This window comes from Paenibacillus sp. 276b (genome assembly GCF_900107875.1).
Lineage (GTDB): Bacteria > Bacillota > Bacilli > Paenibacillales > Paenibacillaceae > Paenibacillus > Paenibacillus marchantiae.
The window spans coordinates 418,810-438,486 of the sequence record NZ_FNRR01000003.1 but is presented as its reverse complement, the minus strand read 5'-3'; the positions used below and the strand labels follow the sequence as shown (position 1 = coordinate 438,486).

Genomic DNA, 19,677 nt, shown 5'->3' with positions numbered 1-19,677 from the left:
AAGTAGTATGAGAATTTCTCGCTCAGTCATACAACTGGGGAACGCTTTTTAACGAACCATCAACGAAAAGGGGCATTGCCAATGGAGCAAACAATACAAGATATTATTGCAGTTTTCAATGATTTTCTATGGTCCAAGCTGTTAATCATCTTGTTGGTCGTATGTGGTTTGTATTTTACGACCAAGACCCGGTTCATGCAATTCCGCATGATTGGAGATATGGTGAAAGTGCTCAAGGAGCCAAAGAGCAAGGAGCCCGGCAAAATTTCGCCGTTTCAGGCATTCTGTATCAGTATGGCAGCGCGCGTGGGAACCGGGAATATTACCGGTATTGCACTGGCAATCGCACTGGGGGGACCAGGGGCTGTATTCTGGATGTGGGTTATCGCGATTTTTGGTTCGGCTTCGAGTTTTGTGGAGAGTACGCTTGCTCAAATTTATAAAATCAAAGATAAGGGCGGATTCCGCGGGGGTCCTGCTTATTATATGGAGCGTGGCCTCGGGAAACGATGGATGGGGATATTATTCGCAATTCTCATCACGTTGTCGTTCGGTTTGGTCTTTAATGCTGTGCAGTCCAACACGATTACAGTGGCATTCAAAAATTCATTCGGCATCGATCGGTTGACGGTAGGTATTATTATGGCCGTTGTGTTTGCGGCAATCATCATGGGTGGTGTTAAACGGATTGCCAAGGCGTCCGAATACATCGTCGTTGTTCTTGCTGTGCTGTATATTGGCGTGGCTGCATTTGTTGTTCTGTCGAACATCACACAGCTTCCGGCCATGATTGCGCTGATTGTGAAAAATGCCTTCGGCATTGAACAGGTCGCTGGTGGTACACTTGGAGCCGCGCTGATGAATGGTGTCAAACGTGGTTTGTTCTCCAATGAGGCGGGTATGGGTAGTGCGCCGAATGCTGCGGCTACGGCGGATACAACACATCCGGTTAAACAAGGGCTTATTCAGGCGTTTGGCGTGTTGACGGATACCTTGGTCATTTGTACAAGCACGGCCATGATTATTTTGCTATCAGGTGTATACAAAGGTTCCAATCTGGGTGGAATTGAATTAACTCAAGCGGCATTAAGTGTGCATATGGGTTCATGGGCGTCCGGATTTTTGGCAGTCATGGTGTTCCTGTTTGCCTTTAGTACGCTCATCGGGAATTATTACTACGGGGAGACCAATATTGAGTTTATCAAATCCAATAAAGGTTGGCTGTGGGTATACCGTGTGTGTGTTATCGCGATGGTGCTGTTCGGTGCCGTTGCCAAGGTCCAGCTGGTATGGGATTTGGCCGACCTATTCATGGGGCTGATGGTTGTGGTGAATCTGATTGCCATCCTGATGCTGTCCAAGGTGACATTCGATGCGCTGAAAGATTACAAGAAACAAAAGGCCGAAGGACGTGACCCGATCTTTACTCGGGACCGTATTCACATTCCGGGCGAAGTGGAATGCTGGGAGTCGGAGGCCGAGGTAGTAGGAACAAAATGAAGTGAAGTTGCTAAATAACGAAGAAATAACGGATACAAATACAACAAGAGATCCACATACACTACGATAAAAAGACAAATGAAACAGGACTTAGAATTTCCGTCACGGGGACGGGGATTCCAAGTCCTGTTTATTACATATAAAGTAGTTAATGTTCAGTATATCTGGTGGAATGGGTAACCATCCTATCGGGAGATGTACCTGCCCTTAATCGTTCACAGAGTAACTGATGAGTTGTTCAGACAGAGCTTTCATGCGTTCTCCGGCTTCATTCAGCTTCTCGATGACATCCGTAAAGGAGGATACGAGCGTGGCTTGCTCTTGAGAAGAAGCTGCAATCTGGGATACTTCGACTTCCATCTGTTTAATAACCTGTTGTACATCTTTTAAGCTGATATCAATATCGCTGGTAGCCTGTTTGGCATCGACAGAAAGTTTGCGCACTTCCGTTGCGACCACACCAAAGCCTGCTCCGGCTTCACCTACACGCGCAGCTTCGATAGCGGCATTAAGCCCAAGCAAGTTGGTCTGTTCCGAGATTTCACGAATGAACCCGGCAACCTTGTTGATCTGAGACGAATTCTTTACCGCCAGGCGTGTATTCTCCAGAATCTGTTCGCTGGTGGCCTGCAATTCCTCCGCATGAGCGGCAACGTGCTGGACCATTTCAACCAGGTTTCCATTAATCGTTTGGTTTTCTTGTATAATAGCTTCAAGCTGATTCTGGTTCGATTGATCATACGATACGCAGAAAATAGCAACGACCTGATGATTGTCATCAAAGATCGGTATATTAAGGACATCCAGCTCAATACCGTAGTATTCTGCCGGCAGGTGGGTCAGAGAGGCTTCGTTTCCGTTCTTGAGAGCGGTGAAGTTCTTATATCCATCCAAAAGAGGATCGCCTTCGTTGAATCCGAGATTGAACTTTTCAGTGGAGACAGAATACAATACCTTCTCGTGATCATACACCGTTAGACTGGCTGGTTCTCTAAGAATCAGACGGATATAAGGCATTACTTTCAAAAGGGCATCTACAACGTTCATAGTAGGTCGAACCATCCTTTCTTTATTTGGATTCTAAATTAGCAGTTGTAACTATGCTTATCGCTTTATCTTTCATCGGATAAGAGTGCGCTATCATGTACTCCATTTTCCATAAAATATTGTCATTTTGAAGGCTTAATTTTAGAATATTTCCCATTTGAATGAATGTATTGGATATAAAATCTAGTTGTAACTATTTTTATATCAAGATATTTGTACGAACCTATATCGTTTATGGGACATGTGTCCATTGTATATGTAGATTCACACAGGGGGTTTATCCGAGATGAGAGAAATTATGGACTTTGGATTGCTGCGCCAGCTTGCGCGGGAGCATGGCCTGGATCAGGTGCTCGACGAACCTGCGCTTGCTGAATTAAGGTTGCTCGAAGCCTCCAAAGGTGAGATTATATGTGCCAAAGGTGAACGTCCCGAACGATTATATTTTCTCGTCCAGGGTAAGCTCAAGATTTATACAACACTGCCGAATGGAAAGTCTTTGTTGCTTCGTTTCAGTATGCCTCCTGCGCTGGTAGGTGATCTGGAGCTGGTCAATGGCAAGGAAGCCAAAAACACGGTGGAATCCGTCAATAAGAGCCTGCTGCTCGGCGTAAGCTATCGCTATCTCAAGAATACATATGCTGAAAACCCGAAGTTTCTCCATTTTATGCTCAGTCATGTGACCCACAAATTATATACCTTCTCGAATCTGTCGAGTCTTAATCTGCTTTATCCTGTCGAGAGCCGTTTTGCAAGCTATTTGCTGTCCACGATGGAGCAGGGGGAGCAGATCACAGAAGAAATCCAGACTTCCAAGCTGACAGAACTGGCGGATATGCTGGGCACGAGCTATAGACATTTGAACCGAGTGATCCATGACCTCCGCGACCGTGAAATCATCCGCAAAGAACAGCGCAACATTGTCATCTGCAATCTGGAGCAGTTGCGCGAAATTGCGGGAGGTAATATGTACGAATAAATAAGGATAGTTCTGCTATTTTACAGCATTCTTAAACCATTAGTACGACAAAAACACCCTCTGCATGTCCTATGCCAGAGGGTGTTTTGCATCCACCTGTCGGTGGATGATCCATTTGAATTGCTGTGCTGTAGCTTTATGTTTGAATTGGATTAAATATCTCCACGCTGTTCAAATAATTGAGCAATTTCCACGATGACCTGTGTGGCCTTCACCATATTATCAACCGATACATATTCGAATTTGCCGTGATAGTTCTCTCCGCCCGTGAAGATGTTGGGTGTAGGCATACCCATGTACGAGAGCTGGGAACCGTCTGTACCTCCCCGAATTGGGCGGATGACAGGCTCGATATCCAGGCGAGTCATCGCTTCATGTGCAATATCGACGATCTGGCGCACAGGTTCGATTTTCTCACGCATGTTATAGTATTGATCATTCAATTCAATGGAAATGCTTTTCTCGCCATATTTGCTTTTCAATTCGCCCACGACATCCAACAAATACGCTTTACGTTTCTCAAACTTCTCCCGGTCGAAGTCCCGGATGATGTAGCTCATCTTGGTCAGTTCGACGTCTCCCTCGATAGATAACAAATGATAGAATCCTTCATAACCTTCTGTGAATTCGGGAGCTTCCTCCGCAGGCAGTCGGCGGTTCAACTCCATCGCAATTTTAGCGGAATTGACCATCTTGTTTTTGGCTGTGCCCGGGTGCACGTTGGTGCCCCGTACTGTGATTTTGGCAGCAGCCGCGTTGAAACTTTCGTATTCCAGCTCACCGAGAGGTCCGCCGTCCACCGTGTAGGCATATTTGGCGCCAAAAGCAGGCACATCGAACTTATGCGGCCCACGGCCAATCTCTTCATCCGGGGTAAAAGCAACACGAATCTTTCCGTGTTTTAATTCCGGGTGTTCAATCAGGTAGGCCATTGCCGTCATGATCTCGGTAATACCGGCTTTATTGTCCGCACCAAGCAGTGTTGTGCCATCTGTTGTAATCAGAGTGTGGCCTTTATATTCACGCAGTTCAGGGAAATCAGTGGTGGATAACACTACATCCAATTCCTGATTCAGCACAATATCCTGTCCATCATAGTTGTCGATGACCTGTGGTTTGACATCTTTGCCTGTGAAGTCGGTTGCTGTATCCAGATGTGCGAGGAAACCGATCACTGGAACATCCTTGTCGGTGTTGGATGGCAATGTCGCCATTACGTAGCCGTTATTATCCATGGTCACTTCCTGCAATCCAATGGATTTACATTCTTCAACCAGGTATTTACCCAAGACCAGCTGGCCTGGTGTGGAAGGGCAGGTTTCACTATTTTCATCAGATTGCGTATCCATTTGAGCATAGGTTGTCAGTCTTTGAATTAAAATATCTTTCACCAGTAATCGCTCCTTCGGCTCGGTTTATTATAGTTGGGTATATTATAACCTGTATGTCTGTATGGCTATCATATCATGTTTTAGATTCATTTCGAGTTGTGGTGAATGCATCAGAGGAAAGGGTCGACTAGGTATAAAAAAGGGTACTATCTCACAAAAAAGTACGTACTTGTATTTCTATAGGTTAGGTTCATAATAGTGATTGAGGATTTGAAGCAGGACGACAACTGCGGCAAGCATGGGCAGCTGTTTTCCGATCTGGAAAACAAGGAATTGCCTCAACATATATCATCATATTGAATAGGAGATGTAATTGAAATGACAGAGAAATTATTTTCCCCGTATCAATTCAAGGGACTTCAACTAAATAACCGTGTCGTCATGGCACCGATGTGCCAATATTCCGTTACTGCCAAAGATGGTATTCCGAACGATTGGCATCAGGTACACTATGTAAGCCGTGCGGTTGGGGGTACAGGATTGATCGTGATTGAGATGACGGATGTTGATCCGGACGGACGTATTACCGACAATGATTTGGGCATCTGGTCAGATGAACACATTCCTGCCTTTACCAAGCTGGTGGATGGCATTCACGCTTATGGCTCCAAGGTGGCGATTCAGATCGCGCATGCTGGACGTAAAGCAGAGGATGCGGCTCGACCTGTAGCTCCATCGGTGGTTACCTTCCCTGGAGAGAGCTTCAATACGCCACATGCTTTAACTACAGAGGAAACACAAGCCATGGTACAGAAGTTTGCGGACGGTGTACGCCGCGCAGTAGCTGCTGGGGTCGATGCTATTGAGCTGCATGGTGCACATGGTTACCTCATCCACCAGTTCCATTCTCCGCTGATGAACCATCGCGAGGATGCGTATGGACAGGATCTTTCCCGTTTTGGTGTCGAGATTATTCATGCAGTGAAAAAAGAAATGCCTGAAGATATGCCTCTGATTATGCGGATTTCGGCAGTGGAGTACGCTGATGGCGGATATGATATTGATCATACCATTGAAATTTCCCGTGCCTATCAGGCAGCAGGCGTGGATATATTCCACATTAGCTCCGGTGGTGAAGGGGCTTCCGGACAACGTAAACCGGGTAACTACCCTGGTTACCAAGTGCCTTTTGCTCGTCGTTTCCGTGAAGAACTGAACGTTCCTGTCATTGCGGTAGGTATGCTTGAGGATTCAGCACTGGCTCAAGCAGTTATCGGCAACGGTGATGCAGATCTGGTCGCGGTTGGCAGAGGTATGCTGCGCGATCCTTACTGGGCGACTCATGCAGCTCTGGAACTGGGTGTTAGCAAAGATAAAGCGCCTGTTGCACAGCCATATTCCCGCGGATACTGATCTTAATTAGAACATTTATATAAATGCAATTAAAAAGGGATGTCCCATAAGTCATGAACATGACGGAGGACATCCCTTTTCTGTATCATTACGATCTAACGAACCGTAGGCACGTTTCTTCCTCGATCTTGGATCCTTCCCGGTGAGATCGATTCGTTAGCGCTTTGGCCTGAAAGTGAAATCACTTCGAGGGTATTCCTCGTGTAGCTTCAAACACAAATTTCTGATCAGAACGCGAAGGTGCCTGTTTGGGATCGAAGTCAGCATATACAACTACGTCGATGAAACCGATCTGTTCCAGAATCATACGCAGCTCCTCCACACCGTACCAACGTAATGCAAGTTGTTGCAGTTCTGTGGCTATGAGGGTGCCATGGCGCCACTTTTCATAGCGAATTAAACTTACTTTGTACTGCTGAAGCATATTGACTTCGATGTCTTTGCTCTCCATTGTAATCGTATCGCCGTCCGGTAATTTAACAGTCGAGGTGCCTGAGTAGTATGAAGTCGTATTTGTTACATCGGGTAGAAAGAGGTCCAGCACAAGTCGACCTCCCGGTTCCAGATGTTGATACAGATTACGCAGGGCCTTTATGGAAGCCTGCCTGTCTTGAATAAGCAGCAGGGAGCCTGCGGCAATTATAATGACTTCATACCGGTAAGGAAGATCAAGTGTCTCCAGATCAGCAGCGAACAATTCAGGCATGGGCAATTCCCGCATGGAGCAAAGAGCACGGCATGAATCGAGCATATCCGTTGAATAATCAAGACCGTCTACGTTCAAACCAGCCTCAAGTAATGGAATCAGCACTCGACCTGAGCCAGACATCGCTTCCAGGATGCGTCCATTGCAGTTCGTCAGATAATTACGGTAAAATTCAATATCGCCTCCAAGGGAGTGGCCAACAGGCTTGGTGGCATTATAAACCTCAGTACATAATGGACCATAATAACTAAAAGACATGTAACGTTTCCTCCACAACATAATTAAAATGAGAATGTGGAAGGGACTAGCTACGAAATGTTTATCCCTTCCGGCAACGGTTGGAATTGAATTTTTCAGAGCAGACTATCATAGGGAATCACGCACCTTTTGTGTAATATATTCCAATTATAGGGTGGGGTTGAGAGTGGGTCAACAGAGTACCTGCCATAATACCTGTTGTTAGCAGAATTTATTTGACACTCATCACTTCATTTCGAACAATAAGTTAAAAGGGGATTTTGCATCAATTCCATGAGCGATAAATGGAATGATGCAAAATACTGATATATATCTAGGAGGAGATATCATGGAATCTTCAAGTGCATTGCCAGATATTCGGGAGCAGCTGTTGCTTCACGCGCCTGTGGAGAAAGTATGGGGGATTGTATCGACGTCAAAAGGCTTGGAATCATGGTTTATGCCAAGCAATCTAGAGCCAGTGGAAGGGCATGAATTTATACTGGAAGCTGGACCCTTCGGAAAATCACCGTGTAAAGTTACGGAAGTTCAGCCGCCACGCAAGCTGTCATTCCAATGGGGTAAGGACTGGACGCTTACGTTTGAACTGACGGAGCAAGGACAAGACACCGACTTTACCTTGATTCACAGTGGCTGGGACGCGGACAAACTGACTGAATTTGGACAGGCTCATGCCATCATTCGTGAACGGATGGAGCAGGGATGGACTGGAATTGTGCAGAAACTGGCCCAGGTCGTTGGACAAGCGTAAGGAAACGAGAAAAGTAAAACAGATAGCCAACAAGTTCAAAAAAGTCACAGGTCCTACTCCGGTCTGCATTCCGGTAGCTGAGCCTGTGGCTTTTTTGACGTTAAAATATCATGTAAGAACTATTTCCGTCAGCAACAGAAACGTGTAACATGGAGTTATAGGTATAAAACGACAAAATTAGACGTCTCTCGCCATGGAGGCGGAAGGATTACATAGATGAGAAAACACTGGATTATGCTCACCATTAGCTTTATATGTATTGTTGTTTTTCCTCTGGGTTCCATTGTACAAACGTTATTTACCGAGCGCGGCAACCCTCATGCGAATGATGGGGTTATGGACCTGACCGGCTGGAATTTCGATAGACAGGGGGCTGCTTCCCTGGATGGTACGTGGGATTTCTATCCGGGCCAATTGTTGGCACCCGTTGACTTTGAGGCGGATGTCTCCGGACGCAAGCCACTTTCCAAGCCTCTCCCCATCCATGTCCCATCCCGATGGAATGGAACTCTTGGAGAGGCGCACGGGTATGGGACCTATCATTTGCGTGTTCGCATTCCCCCGAGATTAGAGAAGAACGATTATGGGATACGTACTCAAAATATCCGCATGGCCCATCGTTTATTCATAGATGGCAAAGAGATTGGCGGCAAAGGGCTGCCAGGTACAACGGAAAATACCGATATTCAGCTCAATTTGCCTTTTACGGGATTTACCTCCATAGAAGGTGATGTCGCAGATATTATCATTCAGGTATCGAATTACAGCTACTCGTCTGGCGGCATTGTTGCATCCATTTTGTTCGGAGACGAGCACAGCATTCTGAAAGGCCAACAGCAGGACTGGCTCAAGGATCTGATGACACTGTTCGGATTTATTCTGCCAGCGGCCTTCTTCCTGATGCTCTTCCGGCTGCGGCGCAGTGAAAAAGAGCTTCAGTATCTGGGATTATTCAGCCTATCCGGTGCGTTGTACGCATTGACTCATGGAGAGAAGTTGCTGGGAACACTGTTACCGTTCTTACCGAATAATGATATTCTGCGGCTGCAATTAATCAGCGCAGCTCTTGCGTATTATTTCTTGCTCCGTTATATGGATGCACTGGTACCTGGAGCTGTTCATCAATGGTTTGTTCGCTTGGGTGTGGTTCTGGTACTCGTCCAATGCACGGTGGGTCTAACATTGTCTCCTGTTCTGTTCTCCATGCTGGAGCTGCCCATGCTGCTGATCTCACTCGTGGTGATTGGTTACACGCTGCGAGCCATGCTCCATTGGCTGAAAAGTCGACCGAATGACGGTCATTTTGTCTTGATGAGCATGATGAGTATATTCATGGTGGTTGTGCTGCACACCGTTGGTGCTTTCACTACCGTGGATACGACATTTCTAGCACTGTATGAGCTGCTGTTATTTGTCTTTGCACAGATGATTCTAACAGCGATTCGGTTTGCACAGTCATTCCGTGAAGTTGAAGCGTTGTCTGAACGTTTACTTGCCATCGACAGTCTCAAGGATGAGTTTATGGCGAATACGTCCCATGAACTAAGAACTCCCCTTCACGGCATCATTAATATAGCTCAATCGATGCTGGAAGGGGCGGCCGGGGCGGTCACACCCAAGCAGGCCAAAAATCTGTCCATGATCACCTCAACTGGAAAGCGGCTTTCGCTGCTGGTAAACGATATTTTGGACTTTTCCAAGCTCAAAAATGGTGAAATTGAATTAAAACGGAGTGCTGTGGACCTCGAATCAGTTGCCCGATCGGTCGTTGAAGTCTCTGGTTTTACCTTTGAAGATAAACCGGTTGTACTGATCCAGCAATGGCCTCCAGCGTTGCCGTTGGTTGAAGCGGACGAGGATCGCCTAAGGCAGATTCTGTACAACCTGCTGGGCAATGCGTATAAGTACACGAAGCAGGGTGAGATTCGTATCTATGCTCGTGTGGATGGAGCTATGGTGACGGTATCTGTCGCTGATACAGGTGTCGGTATCACCCAAAATAAACTGGAAGACATATTTCAGTCTTACGAACAGGGCAATGGAACAAGTGAGAGGGTTAACGGGGGAACTGGTCTTGGACTGAGTATCACTCGCAAACTAGTCGAGCTTGGCGGAGGGACCATCTGGGTAGATTCGGAGCCAGGTGAAGGTTCGACCTTTCATTTTACCCTGCCAGTTGTGCAGTTTCCTTTGCTGCAAGCGAGTTCGAGGCCTGTTGCAGCCCAATATGTATCTACTCAAGAAAGAAGAACGCAGGATACGGCAGCAGCAATGGATTGGGATGAGACGGATGATAATCTGGAAGCAGAGCATACCATTCTGATTGTGGACGATGATCCTGTGAATCGACAGGTATTGTTCAATCTTCTATCCACGGAACGTTACCGTGTCATTGCAGCAGATAGCGGGGCAGCAGCACTGAAGCTTCGTGAAGAACACCCCTCCATTGATCTTGTCATTACAGACTGGATGATGCCGCAAATGTCCGGGCTTGAGCTGTGCCGTAAGCTTCGTGAGAACAGTTCCTTGTCCGAGTTGCCCATTCTAATGCTGACAGCTCGCGGGCTGCCAGAGGATATCAAAATGGGATTCCAGGCAGGAGCAAATGATTTTCTGAGCAAACCTGTGGATGCAGGTGAATTGCGTGCAAGAGTACGGACGTTAATTGAGATGCGTACCTCGGTACAGGAGGTTGTTCGTACGGAAATGGCTTTTTTGCAGGCCCAGATCAAACCGCACTTTCTATATAACGCGCTCAACGTCATCATAGCGACATGCGCCGTCAATCCGGATAAAGCGACCGATTTGCTTATTGAACTGAGTCATTACTTGCGAGGAAGTTTCGACTTCCAGAACCGCGACCAACTGGTTCCACTAGCGAAGGAACTGGAGTTAGTGGAGTCCTATGTACATCTGGAACAAGCACGTTTCGAGGAACGTTTGGTGGTCCATTATGATATCGACCCAGATGTTCGTCTTTACCTGCCACCGCTTAGTATTCAACCGCTTGTGGAGAATGCGATTCGTCATGGGGTGATGGAACGTGCTGCAGGCGGCATGGTTAACCTGGGCATTACCAGGGAGGATGAACACATCGTCATTGTGGTACAGGATGATGGAGTAGGCATACCTCCTGAGCGTTTGGCTCAGGTAAGTTCAGGGCGAATCGAAGGTCCTGGAGGTGTAGGGCTACAGAATATTAATCGGCGCCTGTTGTCTTTATATGGTCAAGGGCTGGAGATTCAGAGTCATTCGGGGAAAGGAACGCTAATACGGTTTCGCATACCTGTGGAGAAGAAAAATGGTTCCAAATAATGGGCCGAGTTAGGCGAATTTGGTTAACAGATTATTAAACGAATGCCAAGATAATCGGTATTCCCATTGAATAATTCACGGCAGGAGGCTGGAAGAGCATGAAAGCCATTGTAATCGATGACGAGAAACCGGCGCAGCTTCATCTGGAACGCCTGTTACGATCGGATGGGCGGATTACCCCCGTGCAGTGTTTTTCAACAGCCCGTGCCGGTCTGGATTTTCTGGCAAAAGAGCGTGTGGACGTTGTGTTTCTGGACATTGGCATGCCGGAAATGAATGGACTGGAAGCGGCTGAATATATACAGCAATTGGACAGCAGTATTCGCATTATATTTATAACGGCTTACGCCGATCATGCGGTTGAAGCCTTTGAACTTCAGGCGCTGGATTATGTGCTGAAGCCGGTAAGTTCAGCGAGGCTTGCCAAAACGATCGATCGCATTGCCGCAGGCATGATATCCTCATCCTCTCAGGTTGCTGCAACCGCTGAGGTTCAGGAATCTGAGGCTGTGGAGTTGGATACCCGTGTGCCTGGATTGCTTACTTTTAAACATCTGGATATCTACAGAAGCCTGGATCAGGAAGCAGAGAAGCACAAGTGGCGCACAGCCAAATCGCAAGAACTGTTTGCTTTTTTGTTTCACCATAGAGGGGATTGGGTAAGCAAAGAGATTCTGCTCGATAAGTTGTGGGCGGATGTCTCGCAAGAGAAAGGGCTAACGCATCTGCATACTTCCGTTTATCAGATCCGTAAACTGCTGAAAGAATGGAACATGACGGGCAAGTTGGAATACAACATGAACCGCTATCGTTTGTTATCGGGTAATCTGGTGAGTGATGTAGAGCAGTTCGAGCAAGGTATGGCATACGCTGACGTTACATCAGACAATGTCGATCAACTGCGGGATATCGTCCCCCTCTACCGTGGTGACTATCTGGAGGAGCATGATTATCGCTGGGCTCAAGCCAAAGCGAGAGATCTGAGAAGTAAGTATATAGGACTGGTTATGGATATCGCGGAATGGGACATGAAGCATGGACGGGGCAAGGAAGCGATGGAGCAGTTGAGTGAACTACAGGAACGGGAGCCATATGCCGAAGAAATCTGCCGATTAATGATGAGGGTAAGTGCATCCATGGATGATCAACAAGCCATACTCAGAATATATCATTCATTTACGCTGACCCTGCTTGAGGAACTGGGACATCAACCGGAGCCGGAGACAAGCAGGCTGTATGAAGATTTAACGGCAAAGTAGGCAGAAGTTCAGGCAGGAGGATGAAGCATGAAGTTATTCATACATCGCAAAGATTTGCGCACAGATGACCTGGTCGCATTCGATTATTTACTGCACCAGGATGCAGAGAGTCTGCATGTGCTCATCTATGATCCGTTTCTGCTGCGGCAAGGTCGTGAACAGGAACATAGTGGAGTGAATTTTCTACAGCATGCTGTAGAGCTTGGTAAGCGGTACCGCAAGTCAGGCCGTACGCTGCACATGGCTTATGGCAAACCAGCTGAGGTGATTGATTATATTCTCGAACAGATGCAAGGTCGTATAGATGAAGTTGTAGTTCATCGGGATATGACCCCATATGCAATTGAACGGGACCGTGGAATACGCAAGGTAACCGAGGAACGAGAAGTCACATTTACGCAGCTGACGGATCATCTGCTGATGGATTTGAAGGGATTCGCTGATTTTACGGGCAAGTCCGAGCCATATAAAGTATTTGCTGCCTTCCACCGACGCTGGGTGGAATTCATGAATGAGCATCCTAATCCAGCTTCAACCACTACGGTTGCAGAGGTGAAGGTCAGTGATCAGCAGATAGAATGGCCAGAGACCTTCCAGGTACCACAACAATTGCTGGCATATGATGTATCTGATTTGAATGATCCTCATCTAATGTTGGGTGGGTTTTTATCTGATAGAATTGCCGATTACGGCGACCATCGGGATGAATATGAAGCTTATGAACCGAGCCGGCTCAGTTCTTATGTAGCTGTGGGGGCTGTATCCATCCGCAAGATGTACGATGCTGCGAAACGCACGGAGCATTCGGACGAGTGGATCAGACAATTGTGCTTCCGCGACTTCTACCTGTATCGGGCAGTGTATGAGAGTCATTATTTTACATATGAAAAGGTATATGATCTGTCGCTGCTCAGCGAGGTTCACTTCGAACGATGGTGCAAGGCCGAAACAGGCATTCCGATTATCGACGCAGCGATGACGGAACTGAATGAGACTGGACATATGCCGAATCGGCTTCGTATTTTGACCGCAATGTTTCTTACCAAAAATCTGCAGTGCCCATACACGCTGGGTGAAGCGTATTTCAGACGTAAGCTCCGTGACTATGACAATATTCAAAACCGGGGCAACTGGCTGTGGTGTGCATCACTTGGCGAGAATGCAGCTCCATACTTTCGGGTGAACAATCCGGTGACACAGTCAGAGAAGTATGATCCCCAAGGGGATTATATCCGCAAATGGCTGCCTGACCTGAAGGGTTTGCATAGCAAAGAGATTCATCAGCCTCGCCAGGATGCCATTGTGGATCTGAAAACCTCAAGACAATCGGCTATTGAGATCTATAAACAAATTCTAGCTAGTCGTCAGCATTGAAGTTTACCATTTTCATCCCAGTGAACCAGCAATATTTTGGACAGATACGAAGCAAGCTCGCAGGCCGCGTCATAGCGGTCTTTTTTACATATATAGACATGAAAAGACTGTGAAACATGTTGAATATTTAGGAACTTTTAAGAATTTGGACTACCCATCTTAAGCTTTATGCTTTTTAATAGATAGTGTGCTTATCGTATTAAGTCATCTTAGACATATCAACGAAACATATTAAGGAGAAACGCTAATTATGAGTGAAACAATCAAAAGAGAGCGAATCCCAGAGCTGAATCTCGTGCGGGCAATGGCTATCATCGGCGTGCTGTGTGTGCATTCCACTTCATATGCGACGGTGGACATGACGGGTTCAGGGTATTACTGGCTGTACAATTTTATTAATATTTTTATGAAATATGGTACACCAACGTTTATTTTCATGAGCAGTTTTGTACTGTTCTATAACTATTATTCTCGCCCGCTAGATAAGAAGCTGGTCAGCAATTTTTACAAAAAAAGATTTGTTTACATTTTACTACCGTATTTTCTATTTTCATTAATGTATTTTGTTATCCTGCACTTCACGCATTATCAGGGCCGTCCGTTCGGTGAATCAGCAGTAAGCTTCATAACGAAACTGTTCACTGGCAAGGCGTATACGCATCTGTACTTTGTATTTATTAATATGCAATTCTATCTTTTATTCCCGTTGGTATTGTGGCTGCTTAAGAAATATCCCTCAGTTGTCAAATGGTCGGTACCGATTGGGTTGCTCATTCAGTGGGCATTTATCGTAAGTAATAAATATGGCTTCCAGGTGCCGAACAAGGGAAGTTGGGCATTCTCGTATTTCTCTTATTTCATGCTGGGTGCATTTATCGGGGTATACTTTCCGAAGATTAAACAATGGTTTGTCATTAGTCGGGAAAATGCAACCAAAGCTCGTGTAGTTTCATGGATTTTGCTGTGGGCGGTATGGATTTTTGCCGGACTCGGCCATGTATACATTTATTATCTGTTGCGCCTGAAGATTGCGACATATAACACGCTGTGGTACGAGTTTTTCTGGAATCTGCATACGTTCGCCTGTGCGTTGGTGCTCATTCAGATTGCGTACCTTCTCTATCGTAAAGGACCATCGCTGATCGTTAAGCCGCTCAATCGGCTTGGGGCACTGTCCTTCGGTATTTATCTGATTCATCCATTCTTCCTGTTGATCTATCGGAATTATCCACCACAAACCGGGGTATCCTGGCTGATTCACCTGTGGTACGCCGGAGGTTTTGGTGTGGCGTTAATCGCATCGTGGATTGTGGTTGGACTCACGGCAAGATTTGTTCCGTTTGCATGGGTAATATTCGGCAATTTGCCAAAACCGAAGCCACGTCTGGTACCACAACAAAACTCGGGACAACTCGACGTTCGTTAAAATATTTATGCTAATACAGGAATAATAAACCGTTTCTTGGTCGACCATTAGGGTTGAGCGGGGAACGGTTTTTTTGATTGCCGATTAGATTCATACATGGGGAACGGATGTTTCTTTTTCATAAGCGAAGGGTAATGAGAAGGCGGAACACATTTTAAATAATTTATAAGTCTAATCTAGGTTTGAATAAAAAATACACACTAACGGAGAGGGCAGAAAAAACCTGAAGAAGCGTAGCGCTCGCCTTTAGCACCGGATTTTACCTTTTAAAAAGGGGATTAAAGAAATCTGGGGGTAACAGCGATCGGAAGGTTGTTCTGCCAGCGTAGTAAAACAGTGTAAATTCATTTATTCAATGGATGTATTGACTTTTAAGAACAGGATTAAGGTGAGAACAATGACAACATGTGAACAATGCGGGAAACCGATGCAAGATATATTGGAATACGTGGAACACATCCTTCACGAATGCGTGGGGCAGACCCAGGAGTACAAGACAAAAGACTATGGGACATCTGGCTATGAGTGTGTTGGCGAGCAGATGTGATACAATAGAAAGAAACCGGATTCATACGGAACCGAGGTGACAACATGGAGATGGGCTCGGCCCCTTTCCGGCAGGAAATGACGGAACATGAAGCGCAACTGACCAAGACATGTATGTATTGCGGGCAAAAGCGACCTTTGTCCGAATTTCGACGAAGAACCGGAAAGCGGGCTGGCCCGGGAGCCAGACGTGGCGCTTGTCGTCACTGTCGTCAGCTCGGTGGACAAGCCGATAACGATAATACCTCACTCCGGCCTACGGATGAGGCGATAAAGAGTCATAAAGGTGCTGCGGCTGCACGGCCTTCTGCATCTGCAAGTCATACAGCAGAACGGATCGTGGATACAGCAAATAGTACGCCTTCTGTTGCTTCTACTTCAGAAAGACATGGGGAGTCTAAGCCGTCCGTATGTTCATCTTCTTCGATGGAAGGTGAAACGGCTGACTTCGTTGCTTCTTCAACTGTTTCTTCGCCTTCGGGCAACCGCAAGAAGAGGAGAAGGAGGAGAAAGGCGAAGCGCCCAGAGCTGCATTCGGGTAATGAGCAAACGGAGCCGCTCTCCGGAACTGAGGTGGAGAGCGAGAAGGTAGATCAGCCGCAGACGAGGGCTGATCTGCAAGAAAGGGATTCGCAGACGCATACAGCGAATGCTGATCCATCTGCGAAGCGTGCCCGCGCGCGTATAGCCGCTGGCACGGATCGGGCCGCCGAGCAGGAGATTGCGGCGGCCAAAGCTCTGCTGCCAGCTAAGCCGCAAGGCCCGGCAGCAGAGCCAGGGGCTGCGGATCAGCCGACCGCAGCCAAACGCAAACGCAAGCGGCGCCGCAAACGTGCTGCCGCGCTGCTGTCCGGCGCAGGACAGGCCCGCAGCATAGCTGAGGCCAGTGCGCCTAACCTGAGCGACCGTGGCGATGCCTCGGTCGCCGGACCCCCAGCGGCGGCCGCACAGCCTGCCGCTGCTGCAAAGCCCGCCCCCGGCCAAGCGCCGGGCACGGCCATGGAGGCTGCGCCTCCTGCACCCGGGCGCCAGCCAGGCTCGCCCGGGTCGAAGCCGCGCCCGGCACGCAAGGAGCGTGCGCCTAAGGCAGGCGGCGAAGACGCAGCCCGTGCCGGATCATCCGGGCAGCGGGCGCCTGCACATTCCAGCCGCAGTCACGGGGCTGGAACGGAAAGCCGTCCTCGCCGTCATACTCCGGCGGTGCCTGTAGCGATTGATCCGGATGATCCGTCATCGCTTCGGACGAATCGGCAGGGCATGGTGCGCATGCGTGGCAAGACGGACAAAGGGCGGCGCTGGCATCAGGAAGTGGATATGGAGCTGGCGGTCACGTTGGTCAAGGAAAAAGCCGCTGTTGTGGTTAATCGGTACACGATCCGTCGATTGTTTAGCAACAAGGATTTCAAACGGTTTATTTTGACCCGTGATAACTATACCTGCTACTTCTGTGGATCGTATGGAGACACGATTGACCATCTTCTGCCACGAGCTAAAGGTGGGCATACCACCCCACTTAACTGTGTCTGCGCCTGCAATCTGTGCAACCAGTCCAAAGCAGCGATGGATGCCGAAGAATTCATGCGTTCCGGTATTCCCGAGTGGAATGCTGCGCATCAGGAAGAGCTGAATGAATTGGCAATGCAGGAAGCTCAGCTAGAATAAACGGTTTATGCGAAATACAAATACTTCCCCAAGCTTGTTCACCATGGGTTTCAAGCGGGGTATCCGATATAGAGAGCACACCAAGACTGAACGGGTCAGGGTGTGCTTTTTTGTTTTTTAGCTTCGCTGGTGAAATTTCTTCAAATTGACAACGGTACAGCGCTCATATGTACGTTATACTGGGGAGAAGTGAGTCGTGAAACTTCACATCGGTTTACCAGATGTATTTTATAATGGGCACCACATCTTTAGTAAATTTGAACTGTATAGATTGGAGGGAAGCAGATGAACCCGGCATCTTTGGACATCATGTCCTATATTACGGAAGAGAATATTCGTTTTTGGCTGGAGAAGTTTCGCTCCCTGGGCCCTTTACCGGCAATTTTGCTTACCTTTATGAAATCGTTCGTGCCCCCGCTGCCTACACTGCTCATTGTTGGGGTTAACGGAGCGGTGTACGGGCTATGGGCAGGATTTTTATATTCATGGATCGGGATGGTACTCGGCTGTACCGTTACGTTCCTGATTGTACGGGAGATTGGGAAGTCGGCTTTTGTGGAACGTTGGGCTAATAAACCCCGTGTGCAGCGCAGCATGGTATGGATTCGGCGGAATGCATTCAGTTATGTGTTTTTGTTGAGTATTTTTCCGGTTGGTCCGTTCGTCATTATTAATGTAGCGGCAGGTATTGCGCGGATGAGATTAATGTCCTTCCTGCTTGCGGTGAGTTTTGGTAAAGCCATTATGATCTTCTGTGTGACGTATATCGGTTCCAATGTAGCTCAGTTTATGGAGCACCCTGTGCGATGGGGCGGCGTGTTGTTGTTTATCGCGGTATCCCTTTGGGCAAGTCGGAAGCTGGAGCGGCATTTTACCCGTTCGTCATCCAATCGTGAGGAAATGAATGATCTGAGTCACTCCTCTGGAAAGTCTATTTCGTCGTAAACTTACGATGATACAAATACGTACGTTCGATTTTGTATGGTTTAGTCGCAGATAACCATCGGTTTAGACTGTTTGGAGGGGGATAAACATGATTGACAATATCTTTGATTTTGATCAGGAGCTGTACCGTATGGATGAGGACGAGCTGCGTTCGTTATTGCGTACGCTCTATCTCAGCGCAGATATGGCAGTCAGTGATCAGTCAGCGGAAGAACATTCTGTTCATTTTGCAACGAAAATACAGTCGATATTTAAGACATTGGATGAGAATCGGAACCGGGAGAAAGCGGAGCAACAGGCATTAAAGGCACAGATACCACGTGAAATTCATATAGCGATTGGTGAATCGCCACTAGGTAGCATTAAGGTTGCGATGGGCAAGGTTCCAGGTCGCTCGGAGCGGCGGTTTTTCTCTATGAATGACTACTATGCCATCGGTCCATTGGGCGATCTGACGAACAAGGCGGATTTACACCGCAGGCACCTCTGGCTACTTGAGAAACTTTATTTGGGTGAGCATGGAAGTTATGCCGTCCAAGGCATGGATAAGCTGCTTCAATTAAACAACATGTTGAGTTCAATTGATGAAGATACGCGAATCACCATTTGGTATGCGAATAATGCTCATGAGAGAACGGGGCTTTTATATGCCATGCATTTGCTACGTAAAAGGCTGGGGCCTATCTATTTAATCGATACCGGTGCATTATATCAGGAATTATTCAAACCTTCTGAAGTTCAGTATGATGTTCCTAGAACAGGTGAAATTTTTTCTGAGAAGTTGTTATCGATGTGGCAACACTGTGTGAATGCTGAACCGTTGTCTGTGGAGGAACGAAAACACATGGAGCAAGAGTGGGTGAATCTGGCTGTACAGCCAGGACTTCTGCGATTAATGAAGGATGGCCAGATTCAGAGCGTGCCCGAAGACGCGATTGATGAGTACATTATGCAGAAGGCTAGAGAGGTCACGTTAACCAGACAGCCTGGCGAGTTTATAAAATCAGCCCGCGTCGTAGGTGAGGTGCTGGGCCATCTTGAACAAGCTGTCGGAGACGCATTCATTGAATACCGTGTTCGACAGTTGATCATAAAGGGACGGCTTGAGATGGAAGGGAAGCCACATGCCATGCGATTCTACAGTGTGAGGCTCCCCCAGTAACCG

The 19,677-nt window shown here is 47.3% G+C and carries 14 protein-coding genes; 11 read left to right on the top strand and 3 right to left on the bottom strand.

Annotation, left to right across the window (positions count from 1 at the left end):
- The first annotated feature begins 81 nt into the window (after positions 1-81).
- The gene (locus BLV50_RS17945; protein ID WP_063567770.1) at positions 82-1,500 is read left to right on the top strand and encodes an alanine/glycine:cation symporter family protein; all 1,419 of its coding nucleotides are present in this window, start codon (positions 82-84) and stop codon (positions 1,498-1,500) included.
- 207 nt (positions 1,501-1,707) lie between these two features.
- On the opposite strand, the gene BLV50_RS33825 is transcribed toward BLV50_RS17945, so the two are convergent.
- Positions 1,708-2,166: a methyl-accepting chemotaxis protein gene (locus BLV50_RS33825; protein WP_371121638.1), complete on the bottom strand. Its 459-nt coding sequence runs from the start codon at positions 2,164-2,166 to the stop codon at positions 1,708-1,710.
- 667 nt (positions 2,167-2,833) lie between these two features.
- Between BLV50_RS33825 and BLV50_RS17935 the strand changes: the two genes are divergently transcribed.
- On the top strand, positions 2,834-3,526 hold the full coding sequence (locus BLV50_RS17935; RefSeq protein ID WP_063567772.1) for a Crp/Fnr family transcriptional regulator: 693 nt from the start codon (positions 2,834-2,836) through the stop codon (positions 3,524-3,526).
- A gap of 152 nt (positions 3,527-3,678) precedes the next feature.
- On the opposite strand, the gene pepT is transcribed toward BLV50_RS17935, so the two are convergent.
- Positions 3,679-4,917, bottom strand: a complete 1,239-nt coding sequence (gene pepT / locus BLV50_RS17930) for a peptidase T (protein WP_079695424.1) — start codon at positions 4,915-4,917, stop codon at positions 3,679-3,681.
- 318 nt (positions 4,918-5,235) lie between these two features.
- Here pepT and BLV50_RS17925 point away from each other — a divergent pair, with 318 nt between their 5' ends.
- The gene (locus tag BLV50_RS17925) at positions 5,236-6,270 is read left to right on the top strand and encodes an NADH:flavin oxidoreductase/NADH oxidase (RefSeq protein ID WP_063567774.1); all 1,035 of its coding nucleotides are present in this window, start codon (positions 5,236-5,238) and stop codon (positions 6,268-6,270) included.
- A 181-nt stretch (positions 6,271-6,451) separates the two neighbouring features.
- On the opposite strand, the gene BLV50_RS17920 is transcribed toward BLV50_RS17925, so the two are convergent.
- Positions 6,452-7,234: a class I SAM-dependent methyltransferase gene (locus BLV50_RS17920; protein ID WP_090809189.1), complete on the bottom strand. Its 783-nt coding sequence runs from the start codon at positions 7,232-7,234 to the stop codon at positions 6,452-6,454.
- Positions 7,235-7,562: 328 nt separating this feature from the next.
- On the opposite strand from BLV50_RS17920, the gene BLV50_RS17915 reads away from it, so the two are divergent.
- The 8 genes from BLV50_RS17915 to BLV50_RS17880 all read left to right on the top strand — a co-directional run bounded on the left by BLV50_RS17915 (position 7,563) and on the right by BLV50_RS17880 (position 19,674).
- Positions 7,563-7,985, top strand: coding sequence for an SRPBCC family protein (locus BLV50_RS17915; protein WP_090809187.1), 423 nt, complete (start codon positions 7,563-7,565; stop codon positions 7,983-7,985).
- A gap of 216 nt (positions 7,986-8,201) precedes the next feature.
- Positions 8,202-11,300, top strand: a complete 3,099-nt coding sequence (locus tag BLV50_RS17910) for an ATP-binding protein (RefSeq protein WP_090809185.1) — start codon at positions 8,202-8,204, stop codon at positions 11,298-11,300.
- 98 nt (positions 11,301-11,398) lie between these two features.
- On the top strand, positions 11,399-12,559 hold the full coding sequence (locus BLV50_RS17905) for a response regulator (RefSeq protein WP_063567778.1): 1,161 nt from the start codon (positions 11,399-11,401) through the stop codon (positions 12,557-12,559).
- Positions 12,560-12,586: 27 nt separating this feature from the next.
- Positions 12,587-13,933 carry a cryptochrome/photolyase family protein gene (locus tag BLV50_RS17900; protein WP_090809183.1) on the top strand — a complete coding sequence of 449 codons (1,347 nt, stop codon included), beginning with the start codon at positions 12,587-12,589 and terminating at the stop codon, positions 13,931-13,933.
- 250 nt (positions 13,934-14,183) lie between these two features.
- Positions 14,184-15,359, top strand: a complete 1,176-nt coding sequence (locus BLV50_RS17895) for an acyltransferase (RefSeq protein WP_063567780.1) — start codon at positions 14,184-14,186, stop codon at positions 15,357-15,359.
- 624 nt (positions 15,360-15,983) lie between these two features.
- Entirely contained in the window at positions 15,984-17,567 is a 1,584-nt protein-coding gene (locus BLV50_RS33820; RefSeq protein WP_371129264.1) for an HNH endonuclease, read from the top strand.
- Positions 17,568-17,852: 285 nt separating this feature from the next.
- Entirely contained in the window at positions 17,853-18,512 is a 660-nt protein-coding gene (locus BLV50_RS17885; RefSeq protein WP_063568231.1) for a TVP38/TMEM64 family protein, read from the top strand.
- 88 nt (positions 18,513-18,600) lie between these two features.
- Positions 18,601-19,674: a DUF1835 domain-containing protein gene (locus BLV50_RS17880; protein ID WP_063568230.1), complete on the top strand. Its 1,074-nt coding sequence runs from the start codon at positions 18,601-18,603 to the stop codon at positions 19,672-19,674.
- Positions 19,675-19,677: the final 3 nt, after the last annotated feature.

Excerpts from the sequence above, each read along its gene's own strand:
- BLV50_RS17945 (WP_063567770.1), top strand. The coding sequence starts at position 82 with ATGGAGCAAACAATACAAGATATTATTGCAGTTTTCAATGATTTTCTA.
- BLV50_RS17880 (WP_063568230.1), top strand. The coding sequence starts at position 18,601 with ATGATTGACAATATCTTTGATTTTGATCAGGAGCTGTACCGTATGGAT.
- BLV50_RS17910 (WP_090809185.1), top strand. The coding sequence starts at position 8,202 with ATGAGAAAACACTGGATTATGCTCACCATTAGCTTTATATGTATTGTT.
- BLV50_RS17920 (WP_090809189.1), bottom strand. The coding sequence starts at position 7,234 with ATGTCTTTTAGTTATTATGGTCCATTATGTACTGAGGTTTATAATGCC.
- BLV50_RS17900 (WP_090809183.1), top strand. The coding sequence starts at position 12,587 with ATGAAGTTATTCATACATCGCAAAGATTTGCGCACAGATGACCTGGTC.
- BLV50_RS17925 (WP_063567774.1), top strand. The coding sequence starts at position 5,236 with ATGACAGAGAAATTATTTTCCCCGTATCAATTCAAGGGACTTCAACTA.
- BLV50_RS17915 (WP_090809187.1), top strand. The coding sequence starts at position 7,563 with ATGGAATCTTCAAGTGCATTGCCAGATATTCGGGAGCAGCTGTTGCTT.
- BLV50_RS17885 (WP_063568231.1), top strand. The coding sequence starts at position 17,853 with ATGAACCCGGCATCTTTGGACATCATGTCCTATATTACGGAAGAGAAT.
- BLV50_RS17935 (WP_063567772.1), top strand. The coding sequence starts at position 2,834 with ATGAGAGAAATTATGGACTTTGGATTGCTGCGCCAGCTTGCGCGGGAG.
- BLV50_RS17905 (WP_063567778.1), top strand. The coding sequence starts at position 11,399 with ATGAAAGCCATTGTAATCGATGACGAGAAACCGGCGCAGCTTCATCTG.
- BLV50_RS33825 (WP_371121638.1), bottom strand. The coding sequence starts at position 2,166 with ATGGTCCAGCACGTTGCCGCTCATGCGGAGGAATTGCAGGCCACCAGC.
- BLV50_RS33820 (WP_371129264.1), top strand. The coding sequence starts at position 15,984 with ATGACGGAACATGAAGCGCAACTGACCAAGACATGTATGTATTGCGGG.
- BLV50_RS17895 (WP_063567780.1), top strand. The coding sequence starts at position 14,184 with ATGAGTGAAACAATCAAAAGAGAGCGAATCCCAGAGCTGAATCTCGTG.